The sequence below is a fragment of the Halobacteroides halobius DSM 5150 genome, assembly GCF_000328625.1.
In the GTDB taxonomy this organism is placed as follows: Bacteria; Bacillota; Halanaerobiia; order Halobacteroidales; family Halobacteroidaceae; genus Halobacteroides; species Halobacteroides halobius.
Genome location: NC_019978.1, coordinates 1,181,302 through 1,202,059 on the forward strand (window position 1 = coordinate 1,181,302; position 20,758 = coordinate 1,202,059).

The window sequence follows — 20,758 nt, forward strand, 5'->3', positions numbered from 1 at the left end:
ATAGGGAGGTTATAAAGATGAGTGAAGAAGTAAAGGTGCAAGAGAAGAAAAAAGGTAATTGGAAAAAAGTAGCTGTATTTGTTGCAGTGATTGCGGCTGTTATTTTGGTTATTAATCAGCTGGGGTATATGAAGTATTTTAAGAACCCTCAACTGTTAAAATCAGCTATAGATGGATTAGGCTTTTGGGGACCTGTTGTATTTATTTTAATGTGGATTGCATCGGCTATTTTCTTACTACCAGGTGGTGCTTTAGGATTAGTAGGTGGTTTGCTTTTTGGCCCTTGGATGGGAACATTATATACTATTTTTGGAGCAACTATAGGAGCAGTTTGTGCCTTTTTAGCAGGTAAGTATGTAGCTCGTGATATGGTTAAGGGTATGGTAGAGAATAATCCTAAATTACAAAAGATTGATCAAGGGGTTGAAGAAGAAGGTTGGCGTTTTTTAATGTTAACGCGGCTAGTACCTATTTTCCCATATAATGTTCAAAATTATGTTTATGCTTTAACAAGTATTGATTTACTTTCTTATACAGTAGCTACATTTGTATTTATGTTACCAGGTTGTCTAGCTTTTTCTTTTGCCGGAGGAGCAGTTAGTTCTGGTGGCAGTCCAGTCAAAATTATTATGTATTTAGCAGTAGCAGGTGTAGTATTATTTGGTATTTCTTTAATTCCTAAATGGCTTAAGAAAAAGCGTGGTGGAGATGTACTAGAAGATTTAGAAGATGAAGAAGAGACGGAGGGTGTGTAATGTTAAAGCAGAAAAATATTGCTGTGATTTTAACTACTAGTTTATTATTTATTTTTTCAGTCACAGCTGGAGCTTGGTGGATCTTTGGTGAAGAAGAAACTAAGCAAGAAAAGGTATCACAAAAAGATTGGTCAAAAATAGTTCAGTTAGCTCAAGGATCAACAGTTAATTTTTATATGTGGGGCGGTAGTCGAACTATAAACCACTGGGTTGATTCTATTGTAGCAACAAGATTAAAAGAAAAGTATAATATTAATTTAAATCGAGTCCCAATGGGGCCTGATGATTATTTAAATAAATTACTAACAGAAAAACAGGTAGGAAAAGAAGAGGGAAGCATTGATTTACTATGGATTAATGGTGAAAACTTTAAAACAGCTATGAAACAAGATTTATTATGGGGACCATTTGTTAATAAGCTGCCTAATTATCATAAGTATATAGATACAACAGCTGAGACTAATAAAACTGATTTTGGTTTTCCAACCCAGGGATACGAAGCACCTTATAGTAGAGCACAATTCGTATTTGTATATGATAAAGCTAAAACAGATTATCCGACTAATTTTGACCAGTTAATTAGCTGGATTAAAGAACATCCTGGGAAATTTACCTATCCTGCTCCACCAGATTTTACTGGTAGTGCTTTTGTACGCCACGTAATTTATCGGGTGACAGGTGGATATAAGCAATACTATGATATGCCAATTGAAAAGGTAAGAAAAAAAATCAAACCAGCTCTTAATTTATTAGCTGAACTAGAACCATATTTATGGCGTCAGGGAGAGACATATCCAGCTACTATAGCTCAGTTAGATAATATGTTTGCGGATGGGGAAGTTTTGATGAGTATGGGCTATGACCCTAGTAAAGCAACACGGCAGATCATTAAGGGAAAATATCCTGATTCTGCTAGAACTTTTGTGTTAGAGAAAGGAACAATATCTAATACCAACTTTTTAGCTATACCATTTAATGCCCCCAATAAGAGTGGAGCTTTAGTTACAGTAAATTATTTAGAGAGTTTTGCAGCTCAACTTTCTAAGTATAGACCAAAAAACTGGGGAGCTTTGCCAGTCTTTGATTATGATAAGTTAAGTAAGGGCCAACAAGAAAAATTAGATAATATAAAAGTAGGGCGGGCTACTTTATCACAAAAGGTTTTATCTACCCATAGTGTACCTGAGTTACCAGCCCATTTAGTTCCAGTTATTGAAGAAGAATGGCAAAAGATAGTAGGTATAAATAGTGAAGCTAAATAATTATTCATTTTGGAAACCATATATTTTATTATTTCCAGCCTTGACTATTTTAGTTGGTTTATTTTTAGGTGGAGTAACCTTAGCTTTGGCCCAAAGCTTTGGTTACTTTCCACTTTTAGGTCTTAATAATTTTACTTTAAAGTATTACATTAAAGTGTTATCTAGCCCAGAGTTTTTAGATGCTTTACAGTATAGTTTATATATATCTTTTATGTCGTCAGTTATAGCTGTAGTCTTAGGCGTTTTTTTAGCTTATCAGTTAGTTAAATTACCTAAAGAGCATAAGTTAGTGCGGCTTATTTATAAGTTACCTATTATTGTACCTCATATTGTTGCTTCTTTATTGGTTTTTTTATTTTTTACTCAAAGTGGATTAGTATCTCGTTTATTATATAAATTAGATTTAATAGAGCAGTTGAAGTCTTTTCCTGCTTTAGTTTTTGATTCGTGGGGGATGGGGATTATACTAGTTTATTTATGGAAAGAGATACCATTTGTTGCTTTGGTAACTTATACAGTCTTAAAGCATATTAATAACTCTTTTAGTCAGGTAGCTGCTAATTTAGGGGCCAATCGCCACCAGATATTTTGGAATATTTATTTTCCCTTATCATTGCCTAGTATTGGTTCAGCATTTATTATTGTATTTGCTTTTTCTTTTGGTGCTTTTGAAATTCCTTATTTATTAGGGCCAACCTATCCTAAAACACTACCTGTTATGGCTTATCAAAGTTATATTAGTTCTGATTTGAGTCAACGTCCGATTGCTATGGTAATTGCTATTACATTAACTGTTATTTGCTTTGGATTAATTTATATTTATAAAAAATTATTAGATTTAATACTATGTTAAAAGGAGGGATGAAGGATTAAAAATGGAATTAAAGTAATTAGGTATAGTAGTGTATATGCTTTAGTATTTATTTTAATTATACCCTTAATTATCTTAAGTTTATGGTCTATTACTAATAGTTGGTCTTGGCCTCATTTAATACCACAGAATTTTAGTTTAGAAGGGTGGCAGTATTTTCTTAATCCAGTTAATGAAGCTTTTGCGGCTTTAAAGATTAGTTTTATAATTGGAATAGCTGTTACTATTGCGGCCTTAGTGATTAGTATTCCTGCTGGTAAAGCATTAGGATTATATGACTTTGCAGGAAAAGAACTGATTAAATTATTAGTATTAGCACCAATTATTATACCTCCTTTAGCAGTTACAATGGGGATTCATATTAATTTTATTAAATTTGGTTTAAGTGATAGACTGTTAGGAGTTATTATTGTTCATTTAATCCCCACTATTCCTTATTCAATTCGGATTTTAACCCATGTTTTTGAGGCTTTAGGGGACAAACTAGAGGCTCAAGCCCGAGTATTAGGAGCTAGTGGTTGGCAGACTTTTATTCATATTACACTACCTTTAATTTATCCTGGTATTTTTTCTGCCGGGATAATGGTCTTTATAATTTCTTTTAGTCAGTATTTTTTAACATTCTTAATTGGAGGTGGCCAAGTAGTTAGTTTTCCTATGGTTTTATTTCCACTAGTTAGGAGTGGTGATAGGATGTTAGCTGCTGTTTATAGTGTAGTATTTATAGTAGCTGCTTTAGTATTTACTCTAGTAATGGAGCGTTTATTTAAAGATGAAGAGAGAACAAATGATCACTTTTATCTGTAATGATATAAATTAGTAAGGAGATCGATAATGGTAGAAATCAAATTAAATAATTTAACGAAGAGTTTTGCAGATGAAGTAGTAATTGATGGATTAGATTTGACTATTAATTCGGGAGAGATAACTGCTTTACTTGGCCCGTCAGGATGTGGGAAGACAACAACCTTAAAGATAATAGCTGGTTTATTAGCTCCAAATCAAGGTGATTTATTATTTAATCAAGAGTCGGTAATAGATATTCCAACTGAATCACGAGAAGCAGTCTTAGTCTTTCAGAATTATTTATTATTTCCTCATTTGAATGTAGCTGAGAATATTGCTTTTGGTTTAAAGATGCGTCATGTTTCTGATCAAAAGCAGCAAGTACGGGTTAAAGAACTGTTAGATTTAGTTAATCTAACGGGGTATGAGCAGCACTCACCTGCTGAATTATCGGGGGGCCAAAGGCAAAGGGTTGCTTTAGCTAGAGCTTTAGCTATCAATCCCGAAGTTTTATTATTAGATGAACCGCTTAGTAATTTAGATGCTAATTTACGTGGTGAAATGCAAGATTTAATTAGAAAGATTCATCTAAAAGAAGAAATGACTATTGTATTTGTAACTCATGATCGAGAAGAAGCAATGTTAATGGCAGATAAAATTGCAGTGATGAACCAAGGTCAGATTGAGCAGGTTGGTAGTCCTGAAGAATTATACAAACAACCTGTAACTAAATTTGTGGCTGATTTCTTTGGTACAGCTAATTATTTAAGTGGAAGATTGACTAAGGAGTCTTTTTCTTTTTCAGATGGAGAAGTAGCTATTGATAATAAGTTAGCTCCTAGAGAAGAAATAGAAGCTATGTTAAGGCCTGAATTTATTAAATTAACTGCTAAAGAAGAAGCAAAGTTGACAGGAACTATTATAAATAAAAGGTTTGTAGGAGAACGTATTTTATACCAAGTAGATATCGGGAAGCAAAATCTAGCAGTAACTATTTTACCTCCGGCTAGATTTAATGTAGGAGATAAGGTTGGTTTAAAGATTGATCTAGATAATATGTGGTTTATGGAGGGGTAGAATGAGCAAACTTATTTCTGTGATTATACCTGTTTTAAATGAGGAGACTACAATTACTACTACTTTAAAGCAGGTTCATAATTTAACTGGCGCAAAAGAAATTATAGTTGTTGATGGTGGTAGCCAAGATAAAACTGTTGAGTTAGCTACTAAACTGGCTGATAAGGTTTGTCAAACTCAAGCTGGACGAGGCCATCAGATGAATGTAGGGGCCAAAGAAGCTAGTGGAGATATTCTTTTCTTTTTACACAGTGATTCTCAGTTAGAAACAGATGCTTTATTAGCTATTGGCGATGCTTTAGAAGATAAAAGAGTAATCGGTGGTTGTTTTAACTTTAAGATAAATGATGATGCTTGGCCTCTCAAGTTTATTTCCTGGACTTCTAATTTACGGGCCAAATACCTAAACTTAATCTTTGGTGACCAAGGGATTTTTGTACGGGCTGATATTTTTTCTCAGGTAGGTGGTTATCCAGAGCAAGAACTAATGGAGGATTGGGAGTTTTCTCGGAGGTTAACTAAAACTGAAGGAAAACTTGTCCAGCTGGAGCCTAAGATCTATACTTCGGCTCGCAGATGGCATGAGTCTGGTATCTGGAAGACTATTTTTTTAATGCATAAGATTAAGTTTCTTTATTTATTAGGAGTAAAACCATATAAGTTACGAGAGATATATCATGATGCGAGGTAGAATCAAACCCTAAATTGTAAACTGGTATAAGTGGGGGAGGTGAGATTATGTCAGTCGGAATTATCTTAATGAGTCGAGCTCCTATTCCTGGTCAGACTAAGACTAGATTGCAGACCCATTTGACTGGAAAGCAGTGTGCTAGGTTGCATAAAGCTTTTTTGCAGGATTTGAGTCAGATGCTTATAGAGGTTAGTAAGCTACGGAATGATATTAATTTATATTTAACCTATACACCTAAAGGTAAGAAAGATATGTTTGATAGTTTAGTAGCAGATGATTTTCATTTTTTTGCTCAACAAGGTAGTAATTTAGGAGATAAGATGTATCATGCTTTAGATTATGTAGCCCAAAAGAATGAGAAACAGATTATTTTAGGTAGTGACTTGCCTACTTTACAGCCTAGTATTATCTTAGCAGCAATAAAGAAACTAGAAGAGCAGGATCTAGTAGTTGGCCCGGCTCAAGATGGTGGCTATTATCTGTTAGGAACTAACAAGCCAGTTTCTTTCTTATTTAATGATATTATATTTGGTAAAAATAATGTTTTACAGGCTACCATTAAGGAGATAAGAAAGCATGATTTAAGTTATGGGCTAGTAGATACTTGGTCTGATATAGATCGGTACCCGGAATTAGTAAGTCTTTACCAGGAATTAACCGTAGATAGTAAATGGGAAGTTTATCCTCAAGCTACAGCTGATTTAGTAACTAATCTATTAGAGACTGAATTGGAAGGAGGAGAAGTATATGGCCAGCAAGCTAAGTAATGAGGATTTATTAAAGCAAGTAAGAAAGTATGTTAAACAAGATCAGTTCCAAGAAAGATTGAAGTTAAGAGCAACTCCTCAGGTTTCGTTTTTGGCCCAAGGAGAATATAATATCAATTTTTTATTAACGAGTAACGAGGATAAATTTGTCCTCCGGTTAAATACAGGAAGTCAAATGCACCTAAATAATCAAATCAAGTATGAATATCAAGCACTTAACTATTTACAGCCTTCTGGAGTAACGCCCAAGCCTTTATTATTAGATGATACTTGTGATCAACTGCCATTAGGGATGTTAGTGATGGAGTATCTGCCAGGGAGAAGTCTAGATTATAGAAAGGACTTAACTAAAGCAGCACAGGTATTGGCCCGGGTTCATGAGGTTGAAGTTCCTCAAAACCACCAGTTAATTGTTGAAGAAAAACCACTCTCTGGTATCTGGAAGGAATCTTCCGAGTTAGTCCCTATTTATCTTGATTCACCATTAGGTAAAGATAATATCAAGCAGTTTTTAGAAAGAATGGTAGCAAAGTTAGATGAGTTGCGTAGAGAAGAAGAGGAAATTATGAATCTACTGCCTTATTCTATTGTTAATACAGAGGTCAACTCTGGTAATTTTTTAGTTGATGATAAGCATAAAGCTGCTTATTTAGTTGATTGGGAGAAACCATTAGTAACTTCTCCTCTCCAGGATATAAGCCACTTTATGGTACCAACTACAACTCTCTGGAAGACCGATTATCGCTTGACTGAAGAAGATAGAGCAAGGTTTCTACAAGCCTATTGTGATGAGCGAGGTTTGGATAATGAAAAATTAGCAGAGATTAAGAAAGCATTAGATGTATTTGATAAGTTTTCTGCTATGCGAGGGATATCTTGGTCAGCTATGGCCTGGATTGAGTATCAACAACCTGATCGTTTACTAAAGAATGAGGATACATTTAGAACAATGGATGCTTATTTACAAGAAGAGTTTTTAGCAGATCTATTTCCAAAATTAATATAGTACTAGGGCCCTTGTGGGCTCTTTTTTATTTTTTGGAACACTAACAAATAAAGGTATTTAAACAATTATGTAGAATTAATTACCAAAAGATGAGTCTTGATAAAGGAGGAGATTATAATAAAGAACATAGCTTTAATTGCTCCCTATAGGAAGTTGAAGCGGTTAAGTGACCAAGTTATTAAAGAGAATAATTTATTTGTTACGACTATGGTAGGAGATTTAAAAGAAGGAGTTAAAGTAGCTAACAGGGCAATAAACAAAGGCGCTGAAGTAATTATTAGTAGAGGAGGAACAGCTTCTTTAATTAAACAAAATATTAGTGCACCAGTAGTAGAGATCAATGTAACAGGCTATGATTTGTTAAGGGTCCTTTATAAGTATAGACAACACCAAGAACAAATAGGGGTCATTGGCTATGAGAATGTAATTTATGGTGTTAAGGCAATTTCAGAGTTGATTGGGATTAATATAGACTATTATAAAATTGAAGAAGAATCACAAGTAGAAAGCAGGGTAGAAGAAGCAGTCAATAATAATGTAAAGACGATCATTGGTGATACAATAACTGTTAGGACTGCTAAGGGATATAATTTAAATTATGAATTAATTACATCTGGAAAGGAGGCTATTTTAAATAGTATTTATAGAGCACAGAAGGTTTATGAGGCTACTGTAGTAGAAAGAGAAAAGAAAGAAAAATTGGAGACTATTTTAGACTCAGCTCACGAAGGAATTATTGCTATTGATAAAGAGGGAGTTATAACTGCTTTTAATCCCAAAGCAGAAAATCTATTTAATAAACAAGCTGCTGAGGTAATAGATAATAAAGTAGATCAGATAATACCTAGTACTAAATTATTAGAAGTGTTAAAAGAAAAGCAGCCTAAGGTTGGTGAAATACAGAATGTAGGTCAGACTAAAATTGCCACTAATCGAGTTCCCATTAAGGTAGGCGGAGTGGTTAAAGGAGCAGTTGCTACCTTTCAGGATGTTACTAAAGTACAAGAGTTAGAACAAAAGATTAGACAAGAACTGAATAAAAAAGGCCTGACTGCTCAATATAAGCTAGAGGATATTATAGGAGTGAGTAAAGAGATACAAGATAAGAAAAGGTTAGCTTATAGATATGGACAAGTAGATTCTACTGTCTTAATCAATGGTGAAAGTGGGACTGGTAAGGAGTTATTTGCTCAAGGAATTCATAATTGCAGTCAGCGTAAGGTTGGCCCTTTTGTAGCAATTAACTGTGCAGCCCTTCCTACTAACCTATTAGAAAGTGAGTTGTTTGGTTATGAAGAGGGGAGCTTTACCGGAGCCCAAAAAGGTGGCAAAAAAGGGTTATTTGAGTTGGCCCATCAAGGAACTATCTTTTTAGATGAAATAGCTGAGATGGATCAGTCTTTACAGGCTAGATTGTTGCGGGTAATTCAAGAAAAGGAAGTGATGAAGTTAGGTGGTAGAGAGATTATACCTATAGATGTGCGAATTATAGCAGCTACTAATAAAAATTTAAAAGAAGAAATTGAAGCAGGAAGGTTTAGAAAAGATCTATATTACAGATTAAATGTATTGGATTTAACTATTCCTCCGTTAAGAAAAAGAAGAGAAGATATACAAGCTATTTTAGATTTTTTAATTGTTAAGAAGAGTGGAGAGTTAAACAAACAAATAATTAGGGTAGATAAAGAGGTGATAAAGACTTTAGTTGAGTATGATTGGCCCGGAAATGTTAGAGAATTAGAGAATATAATTGAAAAGATGATTGTAACTAGTAAAGGAAAAGTAATAGAAAAGGAAGAGGTCGATTTTATATTAGCTAAGCTAGTTAAAAAAGAAGATGATTTTAAAACTTTTCAGTGCACTATAAATGCAACTGGAACATTAGAGGAGATGGAGAAAGAAATAATAAAGCAAGTAGTTACAGAGGTAGGTAGTAAGACTCAAGCAGCTAATAAATTGGGAATTACTAGAAGTACTATCTGGAGAAAACTAAAAGAGTGATTAAAATTCAAACAATATGTTTAAATTTTAAACCTCTACTATATAAAATTAAACTTAACAAAGAAGAAAAAATATTTTCAAAAGGGATATTTTACTATAATATAAGAAAAAATATCTTTTTAGCAAGAAAATTAAATTTATTTTATTAATCATAAATCTTTGGCATAGTAATTGCATTATTATATTGATGAGATTACTTATAATTAAAAATAAGGTGTATAAGTATAATAATTTTTATAAGCAACCACTATATCTAGGGAAGACTATACCCAGATAAAGTGGTTATTTTACTTTAAGAACTTAAGGAAGGGGGCCAATGATGAGCAAACAAGGGTTAGTGATGAGCAAAGAGGATAATGTTGCAACAGTAGTTGAGGAAGTTAGTACAGGAGAAAAGGTAACTATTAGAATGGGGGGAGAGACAAAAGAAATTAAGGTTACAGAAGCTATTCCATTTGGGCATAAGTTTTGCTTAGCAGAGATTAAAAAAGGAGAAGATGTAATTAAGTATGGAGAAAGTTTAGGAGCAGCAAACCAAGATATTAATGTAGGTGACTATGTTCATGTTCATAACCTAGACAGTAAGCGTGGACGTGGAGATATGATAGATTAAATTTATTAAATAGGAGGGGTAGTTGTGAAGATTCAGGGGTATAGACGGGCCAATGGAAGAGTAGGGGTTAGAAATCATCTGTTAGTATTACCTACATCAGTTTGTGCTAGTGAAACAGCAGCTAGAATAGCAGAGCATATCAATGAAGCTATAGCTTTACCTAATCAACATGGATGTTGTCAAGTGGGGGCAGATGCTGATTTAACAGTTAATACATTAGTTGGCTTAGGAAAAAATCCTAATGTTGGAGCTGTGTTAGTAGTAGGTTTAGGTTGTGAAGGAGCAGAGCCATCAGAAGTAGCAGCTAGAATCACTAAAACAGGTAAGCCAGTTGAAAAAATAGTTATTCAAGAATGTGGCGGAACATTAAAAGCTATTGAAAAAGGAATTAGAATAACTAGAGATTTAGCTAATGATTTAGTACTAATGGAGAAAGAAGAAGCAGACCTTAGTGAAATTATCTTAGGTATTGAGTGTGGAGGGACTGATGCAACTTCTGGTATTGCAGCTAATCCTGCAGTAGGTGGAGCTTCGGATAAATTAGTAGAACTAGGTGGTACTGCTATGTTATCTGAAACAACAGAGTTAATTGGGGCAGAACATGTTTTAGCTAAGAGAGCAGCTAATGAGCAGGTAAAAGAAGAATTATTAAATACTGTAAAGCAGATCGAGAATAAAGCTATGAGTTTAGGGGTTGATCTAAGAGGAGGTCAGCCAACACCCGGCAATAAAGAAGGTGGAGTTACTACTATTGAAGAAAAATCTTTAGGCTGTATTTATAAGGCAGGTACTGCTACTATTAATGGTGTGTTAGATTATGCCCAACAAGTTGAAGAAAAAGGATTTTATGTCATGGATACTCCAGGACAGGATATTGAATCAATTGCTGGTATGTTAGCTGGAGGAGCTCAGATAATAATCTTTACTACTGGACGAGGGACTCCAACAGGCTCTCCAATTGCTCCTGTAATTAAAGTAACTGGTAATACACAGACTTATCAAAAGATGATAGATAATATTGATATTAATGCAGGTAAGATAATTGATCAAGGCTTAACTATAGATGATTTGGCAGAAGAGATTTTTGCTAGTTTGGTTGATGTTTGTAATGGTGAAAAGACAAAGGCAGAGTTATTAGGGCATCAAGAATTTGGTATTCATAAACTAAATTCAACTTTTTAAAGGGGGATTATCATGAAGATTAAGCAGTCAATTGAGAAGATACCTGGTGGAATGATGGTGGTACCTTTAATTTTAGGCGCTTTTGTTAATACTTTTTTTCCTCAGGTTTTAGAAATTGGGGGCTTTACAACTGGGATGACCAAAGAAGGTGCTTTACCTTTAATTGGTGCCTTTTTACTCTGTATGGGAGCCGGGATTAGCTTTAAAGCAGCTCCTAAAGCGATTACCAAAGGAACTGTTATTACAGCAACTAAGTTTTTAGTAGGTGTGGCTCTTGGTTTAATAGTAGCTAATTTTATGGGGGATAGTTTATTTGGACTTTCCTCTTTAGCAATTATAGCAGCTATGACTAATACAAATGGAGGCTTATATGCTGCTTTAACAGGAGAATTTGGTGATAAAACTGATGTAGGAGCTATAGCTATTATCTCTGTTAATGATGGGCCCTTTTTAACCATGATTGCTTTAGGAACAGCTGGAATTGCTAATATTCCTTTTATGACTTTAGTTGCAGTAGTATTACCAATTATTGTAGGGATGATTTTAGGGAATCTTGATCCTGAAATGAGAGAATTTTTAACTAAAGGTGGGCCAATCTTAATTCCTTTCTTTGCTTTTGCACTAGGTGTAGGTATTAACTTTGGTATGTTAATTACCGCTGGATTACCTGGGGTTTTATTAGGACTAATGACTAGTCTAATAGGTGGTTTCTTTAATGTTATGGCTGATAAAGCATCTGGAGGTAGTGGTTTAGCAGGTGCAGCAGCATCTAGTACAGCAGGTAATGCAGTAGCTACTCCTAAAGCAGTTGCTATTGCAGACCCATCATTAAAAGCAGCAGCAACTATAGCTACTCCTCAAGTAGCAGCTTCAACAATTACGACTGCTTTAGTAACCCCAATGGTAACAGCGTATGTCAATAAGAAGGTAAATGGGGAAGAAAAAATAGCTCCAGGATCAGAGGAAGACATCACAACTGGATAAGAAAAGGAGGGGGAGGAGATGGCTAATAAGTTAGCAGTTATTGCTGATGATTTCACTGGGGCCAATGATACTGGAGTTCAATTTAGTAAAGCCGGATTAAAAACATTAGTTACATCACAATTAGAGACTATTGATCAGTTAGACTATAAGGCTGATGTAGTGGTGATTGATACTAATAGCAGAGCTGATCAACCAGCGACTGCTTATAAAAAGGTTGCCCAAGCAACACAACAGTTACAAGAATTAGGAATAGATTATATTTATAAAAAGTTGGACTCTACTTTAAGAGGAAATATTGGAGCAGAGATAGAAGGTGCTTTAGTAGCAGGAGGCTATGAGCTGGCAATAGTTGCTCCAGCTCTGCCAGCTACTGATCGAACTACAATTGGAGGGAATCAATTAGTACAGGGAGTACCTTTAGAAGAAACTGAAATTGCTCACGATCCAGTAACTCCTGTTAATCGCTCTTATATTCCTGATATTATTGGAGAACAGACTACTAAAGAGGTAGTAGCTATTAATCTAAAGGATCTTTTAAAAGGGGCAGATTATTTGGTTCAGTTGATTGAAGAAAAAGCTGAGAGTGGGGCAGAGATTATTGTGGTAGATGCTACTACCAGTAAAGATTTAGAGATAATTACTGCTACTTTAAATTTATTAGAAGCTGATTGCCTATTAGTTGGTTCAGCCGGCTTTGCTGAGAGTCTCCCAGTTGGCTTAAATTTAGTTACTAGTGAAAAGGAAGAAGTTACTAAATCTAAAGGCAGTATTTTAGGGATAGCAGGTAGTGTCAGTGATATAACTAGAGGGCAGGTCAATTATGCTCAACAAGAGTTGGATAATTTAAGTGTAATTGATATTCAGCTAGCAGATGTGCTACAAAATAACTATCAAGTTGAGCTAGATAGAGTAATAAGTGCAGTTGATAAGTTAATTACAGCAGATCAGGATATAATTATTCGGTCGGCTAAAGATAACGATTTAGTAGCTAAAGCTAAGCAGTTGGGTAAAAAAAATGGTCTAACTGGAATTGAGGTCAGTAATAGAATTGCTCGGTTTTTAGGAGAGGTTGCTAAGTATTTTTATGTGGCTAATAAGATAGAGGGGATATTTTTAACTGGTGGAGATATTGCTGTTAAATCGGCTGCTTTAATTGGAGCAGAAGCAACAGTAATTAAAGATGAAATCCTACCTGGAATTCCTAGAGGAAGATTTTTAGGAACTGATCTACCTCAGATTCCTGTAGTTACTAAGGCAGGAGCTTTTGGAAATGAAGAAGCACTAGTAGAAATAATTGCAGAACTTAAAAGGAGGAACTAAAATGGCAGATGATAAGATTATAACTGGTATAACTATGGGTGATCCGGCAGGGGTTGGCCCGGATATTATCCTACAAGCTGTTGCAAATAATAGACTTCAGAGCCAACATCTAGTGATTGGAGATACATCTGTATTAGAAGCTGTAAAGAAAGAACTAAATTATGGAGTTGAGATCAATAGTGTTCAAGATGTTAATGAAGTAGTTGCTACGGCAGGGGTAGTCAATGTCTTAGATTTAGATAATATTAAGATAGCTGAACTTGATCCAGGGGTAGTACAACAGGAAGCAGGAAGAGCAGCAGTAGAGTATGTTAAAAAAGGGATTAGATTGGCTTTAGCTAATCAGATTGATGCAGTAGTCACAGCACCTATTAATAAAGCAGCAATTCATAAGGCAGGATTTAAATATCCTGGCCATACAGAGATATTTGCTGAAATGACAGAAACTGATGACTTTGCTATGATGTTATATTCTGAGAAATTAAATGTGATTCATGCTACAACTCATATGGCCCTTGGTGAAGCTTGCCAAACAATAAGTCAGGAAAGGGTAGAAACAGTTATTGAATTGGCTGATGAAACATTACAGAGAATGGGGATAGCCAATCCACAGATAGCAGTAGCAGGACTAAACCCCCATGCCGGAGAAAGTGGTATCTTTGGTCAGGCCGAGATTGAAGAGATAACTCCGGCTATTAAAACCAGTCATAAGCAAGGCATCAATGCTGCCGGGCCAATTCCTCCAGATACAGTCTTTGTGCGAGCTGTTGAAGGAGAGTATGATATAGTAGTAGTCATGTATCACGACCAAGGCCATATCCCTGTTAAATTATTAGGCTTTGATAGTGGAGTTAATATTACGGCTGGTTTACCTATTATTAGAACCTCTGTTGATCATGGTACTGCCTTTGATATAGCTTGGCAAGGTAAGGCCTATGATACAAGCCTAGTTGAAGCCGTTAAAGTAGCTATTAAGCTAGCTGATAAATAGTTTAGATTTAGAGCCCATTAGGGCTCTTTTTTATTTTTTGTAATGTTATTTATTAATAAATTCAGATATAAAACTGTTATTATAGCAAAAAGTAACATTGAAATGGTTAACTAATTCATGTAAGATTAAGGATATAATTGTAAAACAGGCACTTGGATATCTAGCAAATATTGAGAGGAGAAAAAAGATGTCAGCAAATTCATATCAATCAGTTTCTAAATCTATCGCATTTATTTTAGTATTTTTTATGTTATTTAATGTAGTAGGATTATCTGTAGCTCAAGCAAGGACGAGTATTCCTAATCAAGCTACTAAGAAAAAGGATATTACCCCGAATATTGGAGAATTGCCTGATCAGCCACCAGAGTCAAGAAAAGAATTGAAAAGTAAACGGACTAGGTATTCTACGAGGTATATTAATCCTGATGGTAGTTTTACAGAAGAAATTTATCTAAAGCCTAAGTTTTATAAGGATTCAGAAGATAATAAGTGGAAAAAAATTAATAATAATTTAGAAGTAAGTGCTAAGAAGAAAGACAGACTTAAAAATACGGCTAATGGTTTCCAAGCAACTTTTGCTCAAAGTTCGGGACAAACTGGAATAGCAGCTATTGAAAAGAATGGTAAACGAGTCAGTTTTGTTCCGATTGGGGCTAAGAAAGTGACTGGTACTGTTAAGAATAATAAGATTACGTATCAGAATATCTATAATAATACTGACATTAGATATCAGGCTCAAGGCGCAGGAATAAAAGAAGATATTATTTTAAATCAGTATACTGGTCAGAACACTTTCACCTTTGAATTAAAGTTGCAAGGCTTAGAGGCAAAACAAGAAGATAATGGTATGATCTATTTAGTAAATCAGCAAGGTGAAAAGTTATGGTACTTTGAGAAACCATATATGGTAGATGCTAATGGGAAACATTCTACCAAAGTAGAACTCAAGCTAAGAAAAGAAGCTGGCAAAGTATATATAGATGTAGTAGCGGATAAAGGATTTTTAGAGGATTCAGCTACCAAGTATCCAGTTACCATAGACCCAACTATTAATAACTGGAATGTGATGCGAGATTCTTTTGTAGCTAGTAGTTTTCCTGATTCATCATACTCTAGTTTAAATGATATGTATACAGGTAATGATGCTTATTATTATGGTAAAATGCGTTCTTTGGTCAAGTTTTTCTTACCAAGTCTACCAAGTGATAGTAAAATTTCTAATGCTAGTTTTAGTGTTTATCAAACTTATGATAGTATGACAAATCACTCAATTGATTTATATCGAGTAACAAGTGATTGGACAGATTCTGTGACTTGGAATACGCAGCCGACAATTGCAGCTAATCCAGAGTCAACAGTAACTGATAATAGTTATAATCAATATTGGCAGTGGGATATTACTGATCTAATGATTGATTGGTATAATAGTGAACAAGCTAATTATGGCTTCATGTTAAAGCAACAAGATGAAACAGGAGTCTTTAGAAGATTTAATACTGTAGATAGTGGTAGTAATACACCTAAGATTTCAATTGATTATACAGTAGATCCAATCGGTCAAGAAGAATTCTGGGGTTATACCAAGGATGGAGTTAATCCAGCTAATGGTAATTTAGTTCTTCAAGAGAAGGACTTTGCAATTCCGGGAAGAGGAATTCCGATTAATCTGAAACGAACTTATAATAGTCGTAAGTCAAGTATAGCAGGCATCTTTGGTTATGGTTGGACTACTAACCTAGAAGCTCAGCTTGTTGATGCCGGTGCAGGCCCAATTACCTTAATTGATGGTGATAACACCCGCCATATCTTTGGTCAGAAAGTCGGCGGTGGCTATGAAGCAGCAGGTGGGATCTATCTAACTCTTGATAAGCATGCTGATGGAACCTATACTGTTACTAAAGCCGATGGAACTAAACTGAATTTTACTACAAGTGGTAAGATTAGTTCTATCGTTGACCCTAATGGTAATACAACTACTTTAACTTATCAGAATGGTGATTTAACTTCAGTTCAAGATCCTTCTGGTAGGACAGCAGACTTTAATTATGGGACTAATGGTCTTGTCTCTAGTATTGATCTACCTGGCAGTCGGACAATCAGTTATGAATATGATCCAGCAGGTAATCTGACAACAGTAATTGATGCTGAAGGAAATGCAGTTAATTTGGATTACGATTCAAATCATAATTTAACAGCTATCACAGACCAACGAAGTAATACAACTACAATTAATTATGATGGGTCAGGTAGAGTAGATGATATTAGTAGTCCAATTACTATCGATGGAGTGACCGAAACAAGTACTACTGATTATGTCTATGATGAGACCAATAGTATTACTTCTGTAACTGATGGGGAAGGTAGACGAATTGATTATCAGTATAATCCTAATGGGAATATTGTCCAGACAACTAAAAATCCACTTGATGCTAATCAGAAAGCAGTAACTACCTTTGCTTATGATAATAATAATAATTTAGTAGAAATGAAAGATGCGAATACTAATCAAGTAGAGGGCACAAGTGCTTATGTTTACACTTATGATGATAATGGTAATATAACTCAAGTGCAATTGCCAGAAGGGCAAACAGGTGAGTTTGCTTATGATAGTAATAATAATTTAACCCAGAAGACTGATTTTAAGGGGCAGGAAAGTTCTTATGATTATGATCAAAATAATAACCAATTAGAATCAATAGCTCCTAATTTGCAGGCTACGGCTTCTAGATATAGCTCAGAAGGAAATGTTAAGTACAAGACAAAATCAATATCTGCTGCTAATAACCTAGTAGCTAATTCAAATTTTGAGAATGATAGTAATGGAGACAGCTGGGCTGATAACTGGACTACAGCTACTGAATCAGGGACAACAGCCAATTTTGCCTGGTCAGATACAGCTAAATTGGGATCTAAATCTGTCAGCATTTCAGATCCAACAGGTTGGGCTATTGTAAGTTCAGAGATGATTCCTTACCAAACAGGAGATGAATATACTGTTAGTGGTTATGTTAAAACAGTAAATACTACTAACTCTGTTACAATTAAATTAGAATTCTTTGATGACCAAGATAATTGGTTAGATCAAGAAATTTCTTATGGTCTGCAAGGAACTCATGATTGGACTCGAGTCAATACAATTATTGATCAAGTACCAACAGGCACAGCTAAAGTTCGGGTCTCAGTAGGATTAAATGCTGGTTCAGGTACTGCTTACTTTGATGGTATTCAACTAGAAAAAGGAACGGTAGTAAGTGCTTATAATCTAGTAGAGAATGCTGGATTTGAAAGAGATAGCGATAGTAATGAGCTACCTGATAGCTGGACAGTAAGTTCTAATTTAGCTGCTAATGATGGACTTGATAGCAATAATAGTTATTCTGGTCAGAATTCCTTTAAACTGACTGGAGAAGCAGGAACAGATAAGTATCTTAAACAACGGATTAATATCTCTGGTGACTCAACTACCAATCTAACCTTATCTGGTTGGTCTAAACAAGTAGCTGCTGATCCAAATGGTGGTAACTATAACCTACAGGTAGCAATTAATTATAGTGATGGAACAGTTGACTGGAGTAATGCTAATGCCTTTAATAAGACTAAGGCAGGTTGGCAGCATATTGCAGCCGAGATTAATCCTATGAAATCATTTGATTCAATTGATGTCTACTATTGCTATTATGATCAACCAGGAACAGCTTGGTTTGATGCAATGAGACTAGAAAAGAATGCCTCTTTTACTTCTTACACCTATGATAGTGGGAAAAACTATGTAACTAGTGTAGAAGATCCGGCTGGAAATACTGTTGATTATAGCTATGATCCTTACGGAAATAAGACAAGTCAGACTGATGGTCAAGGAAATACCACTGCTTATCAGTATGATAATAGAAATCTATTAACTAAAGTTACTGATGCTAAGCAGAATGAAACATTATATGGTTATGATGGGGCAGGAAATCGGACTACAGTGACTGATGCTAAAAATAATCAAACAACTTATGATTATAATGAGTTTAATAAAGTGTCTAGCTTCACTAATCCACTGGATCAGGTGACTGAATTTGAGTATGATAAGAATGGGAACAAAACAGATATTATCTTCCCGAATGGGAATCAAGTTTCTTATGGGTATAATGCTTTGAACCGACTAGATAGCATAGATTATAATGGTAGCCAACAGTGGAGTTTAGCCTATGATAGAAATGGGAATCTAACTTCTGTAACTGATAGTGATACAGGAAAGACTACAACTTACACTTATGATCAGAATAATCAACTGCTTAAGCAAGAAGAAGGTTCAACTAATAGTCTTGAGTATAGTTATGATAATAATGGCCAACCTACTGCACTGACTATAACAGCTGGTTCGACAACAGCAACTCATGGTCAAGATTATAATCCACTTGGTCAATTAGTAGGTTTAACTAGAAATAGTAGTACTATCGAGGAGTTTGCCTATGATGAAGAAGGCAATCTAACAACTATCATCCGTTCTAATGGAACTTATACTTCTTTAGAGTATAATGGTGCTAATCAATTAACAGCAATCAGAAATTATGATGCTAATGGTGGCTTACTTGATAAGTATGAGTACACTTATGATGCTAATGGAAATCGAACCAGTGTTACTACTACAGATGGAACTATTAGTTATCAGTATGACAAGCTAAATCGATTAGTCCAAGAAACACTACTAGATGGAACTACTATCTCTTATGAGTATGATGCCACAGGTAACAGAACGAAGAAGATAGTAGATGATGGAACTGTAACAACGACTGACTATAGTTATGATGCAGCTAATCAATTGACAGCAGTAGATGGACAAGCCTACTCCTATGATCAAAACGGAAACCTAACTGCTAATGGAGAGAATAGTTTTGTCTACAACGCGAAGAATCGGTTAATTGAAGTTAAAGATTCTTCAGATCAGACAATAGCTAGTTTCACTTATAATCACAAAGGGAAAAGAAAGAGTAAGACTACTGCTAGTGGAACAGTTTACTATCACTATAATAAACAAGGTAAGCTAGTCTACGAAACAGATGAGAATAATAATATCGTAAGAGAATACACTTATGATGCGCAAGGAAATCCAGCGACAATGACTCACAATGGCGAGACTTATTACTACCATGTTAATGGTCACGGAGATGTAATGAGCTTAACAGATAGTAGTGGTGCTGTAGTAGCTGAGTATGAGTATGATGCCTGGGGTAATATTATTTCTCAGAGTGGTACGATGGCTGCTGAGAACCCACATCGTTATGCTGGGTATTACTATGATGAATCTACAGAACTATATTATCTTAATGCTCGGTACTATAATGCTGAGATTGGAAGATTTATTACTAGAGATACTTTTCAAGGCTTTGAAGATAATCCTCAATCTTTAAACAAGTATGCTTATTGTCAAGGTAATCCTGTGATGAATGTTGACCCAAGTGGTTATTTTGGTTTATCAGTGGCAACTTATTTTATTGGAAAAGCTATATTCTATGGTACTTTAGGGTATGGGAGTTATTTAATTGGACGTTATGGATGGTGGAATGCACACAGATATTTTAGTTTTAATGATTGGGCATGGAGTGTAGCATCTGCTGCAGTTTTTAATCTTCCGGTTCCTATAATACAAACAGCAGGTAGTATATTCTTTCAAGATAGCCTAATTTATAAAGCAATTTATGGTATTACTTGGGGTTCAGCTATGGCTGCAGCTACTTGGATTGCTAGAAAAATTTATAGATAATGAAGGTGATTAAAATGTTTATAAAAAAATCAATCGATATAATTATCAAGCTATTTTTATGTTTTGTTTTATTAAAGCTTGGTGCAAGGTGGTCTAATGAAAAAGCTATACAAATAATGTTATCAGTATTTATAGCAACGTATATTGTAGGGCCGTTGATAGTTAGATTTATGAAATTTATTTACAGGCTAATAAGGTAGAGAGATTAATTAAGAGTATGTTAATAATTTGAAATTAGTTAGGGGAAATATAAATGTTAGAATTCTTAAGTAGTAAAATTTTTTTACCATATCATTGGGTGTTTTATTTTTGATAACAGGATTTATAATGCCGTTAATTATTACTAATGATTTTTTAAATAGATTTATTTTTATTTTCTGTTTTTCAATTGGTTTTTCTTTAGTATTATTTTCTTTATCTTTTAGAAATTTCGAATCATTAAAGATAGCTTTTATTAGAGCAATATTAGCTACTTGGTTGCCTATGATTTTTATATATTTTGTTTCATATTTAGGATTAAATTTGAAATTATCAACTAAAAGCACTCTTTCTAGTATAATAAGTTTTTTATTATTAAAAGGAGGCATATTCAATCCTAATTATTGGAAATGAATAATAGAATATAGTTGATTTTAAATTTTTAAACCATCCAGATTATTATTGGATGGTTTAATTCTATAGGTAGTTATCTACTAATAATAAA

Annotated in this window: 16 protein-coding genes; 15 read left to right on the forward strand and 1 reads right to left on the reverse strand. The window is 34.6% G+C overall.

The features are described 5' to 3' along the window. Positions 1 to 17: 17 nt before the first annotated feature. The 15 genes from HALHA_RS05775 to HALHA_RS05845 all read left to right on the forward strand — a co-directional run bounded on the left by HALHA_RS05775 (position 18) and on the right by HALHA_RS05845 (position 20,055). A complete protein-coding gene (locus tag HALHA_RS05775; RefSeq protein WP_015326847.1) occupies positions 18 to 755 on the forward strand; it encodes a TVP38/TMEM64 family protein in 738 nt (245 codons plus the stop codon). Then, positions 755 to 2,017, forward strand: a complete 1,263-nt coding sequence (locus tag HALHA_RS05780) for an ABC transporter substrate-binding protein (RefSeq protein ID WP_015326848.1) — start codon at positions 755 to 757, stop codon at positions 2,015 to 2,017. Before HALHA_RS05775 ends, HALHA_RS05780 begins: the two co-directional genes overlap by 1 nt. Then, positions 2,004 to 2,870, forward strand: coding sequence for an ABC transporter permease (locus HALHA_RS05785; protein ID WP_015326849.1), 867 nt, complete (start codon positions 2,004 to 2,006; stop codon positions 2,868 to 2,870). Before HALHA_RS05780 ends, HALHA_RS05785 begins: the two co-directional genes overlap by 14 nt. 255 nt (positions 2,871 to 3,125) lie before the next feature. After that, the gene (locus tag HALHA_RS05790) at positions 3,126 to 3,695 is read left to right on the forward strand and encodes an ABC transporter permease (RefSeq protein ID WP_245547398.1); all 570 of its coding nucleotides are present in this window, start codon (positions 3,126 to 3,128) and stop codon (positions 3,693 to 3,695) included. A gap of 27 nt (positions 3,696 to 3,722) precedes the next feature. Further along, positions 3,723 to 4,751, forward strand: coding sequence for an ABC transporter ATP-binding protein (locus tag HALHA_RS05795; protein WP_015326851.1), 1,029 nt, complete (start codon positions 3,723 to 3,725; stop codon positions 4,749 to 4,751). 1 nt (position 4,752) lies between these two features. Then, entirely contained in the window at positions 4,753 to 5,442 is a 690-nt protein-coding gene (locus HALHA_RS05800; protein ID WP_015326852.1) for a TIGR04283 family arsenosugar biosynthesis glycosyltransferase, read from the forward strand. A gap of 47 nt (positions 5,443 to 5,489) precedes the next feature. Then, positions 5,490 to 6,209, forward strand: coding sequence for a TIGR04282 family arsenosugar biosynthesis glycosyltransferase (locus tag HALHA_RS05805; protein WP_015326853.1), 720 nt, complete (start codon positions 5,490 to 5,492; stop codon positions 6,207 to 6,209). Next, entirely contained in the window at positions 6,190 to 7,215 is a 1,026-nt protein-coding gene (locus HALHA_RS05810) for an aminoglycoside phosphotransferase family protein (protein WP_015326854.1), read from the forward strand. Before HALHA_RS05805 ends, HALHA_RS05810 begins: the two co-directional genes overlap by 20 nt. A 153-nt stretch (positions 7,216 to 7,368) precedes the next feature. Beyond that, on the forward strand, positions 7,369 to 9,216 hold the full coding sequence (locus HALHA_RS05815) for a sigma-54-dependent Fis family transcriptional regulator (protein ID WP_015326855.1): 1,848 nt from the start codon (positions 7,369 to 7,371) through the stop codon (positions 9,214 to 9,216). A gap of 316 nt (positions 9,217 to 9,532) precedes the next feature. Next, positions 9,533 to 9,829, forward strand: a complete 297-nt coding sequence (locus HALHA_RS05820; RefSeq protein WP_245547400.1) for a UxaA family hydrolase — start codon at positions 9,533 to 9,535, stop codon at positions 9,827 to 9,829. Positions 9,830 to 9,853: 24 nt separating this feature from the next. Further along, positions 9,854 to 11,011: a UxaA family hydrolase gene (locus tag HALHA_RS05825; protein ID WP_015326857.1), complete on the forward strand. Its 1,158-nt coding sequence runs from the start codon at positions 9,854 to 9,856 to the stop codon at positions 11,009 to 11,011. A 12-nt stretch (positions 11,012 to 11,023) separates the two neighbouring features. Next, positions 11,024 to 11,995 (forward strand): 2-keto-3-deoxygluconate permease, encoded by a 972-nt coding sequence (locus HALHA_RS05830; protein WP_015326858.1) that lies wholly within the window; start codon positions 11,024 to 11,026, stop codon positions 11,993 to 11,995. 18 nt (positions 11,996 to 12,013) lie between these two features. Continuing rightward, positions 12,014 to 13,315: a four-carbon acid sugar kinase family protein gene (locus HALHA_RS05835; RefSeq protein WP_015326859.1), complete on the forward strand. Its 1,302-nt coding sequence runs from the start codon at positions 12,014 to 12,016 to the stop codon at positions 13,313 to 13,315. A 1-nt stretch (position 13,316) separates the two neighbouring features. Next, a complete protein-coding gene (gene pdxA / locus HALHA_RS05840) occupies positions 13,317 to 14,306 on the forward strand; it encodes a 4-hydroxythreonine-4-phosphate dehydrogenase PdxA (protein WP_015326860.1) in 990 nt (329 codons plus the stop codon). A gap of 187 nt (positions 14,307 to 14,493) precedes the next feature. Continuing rightward, on the forward strand, positions 14,494 to 20,055 hold the full coding sequence (locus HALHA_RS05845) for a DNRLRE domain-containing protein (RefSeq protein ID WP_015326861.1): 5,562 nt from the start codon (positions 14,494 to 14,496) through the stop codon (positions 20,053 to 20,055). A gap of 209 nt (positions 20,056 to 20,264) precedes the next feature. On the opposite strand, the gene HALHA_RS05855 is transcribed toward HALHA_RS05845, so the two are convergent. Continuing rightward, positions 20,265 to 20,642, reverse strand: a complete 378-nt coding sequence (locus HALHA_RS05855) for a hypothetical protein (RefSeq protein ID WP_015326862.1) — start codon at positions 20,640 to 20,642, stop codon at positions 20,265 to 20,267. Between the last annotated feature and the right edge of the window lie 116 nt (positions 20,643 to 20,758).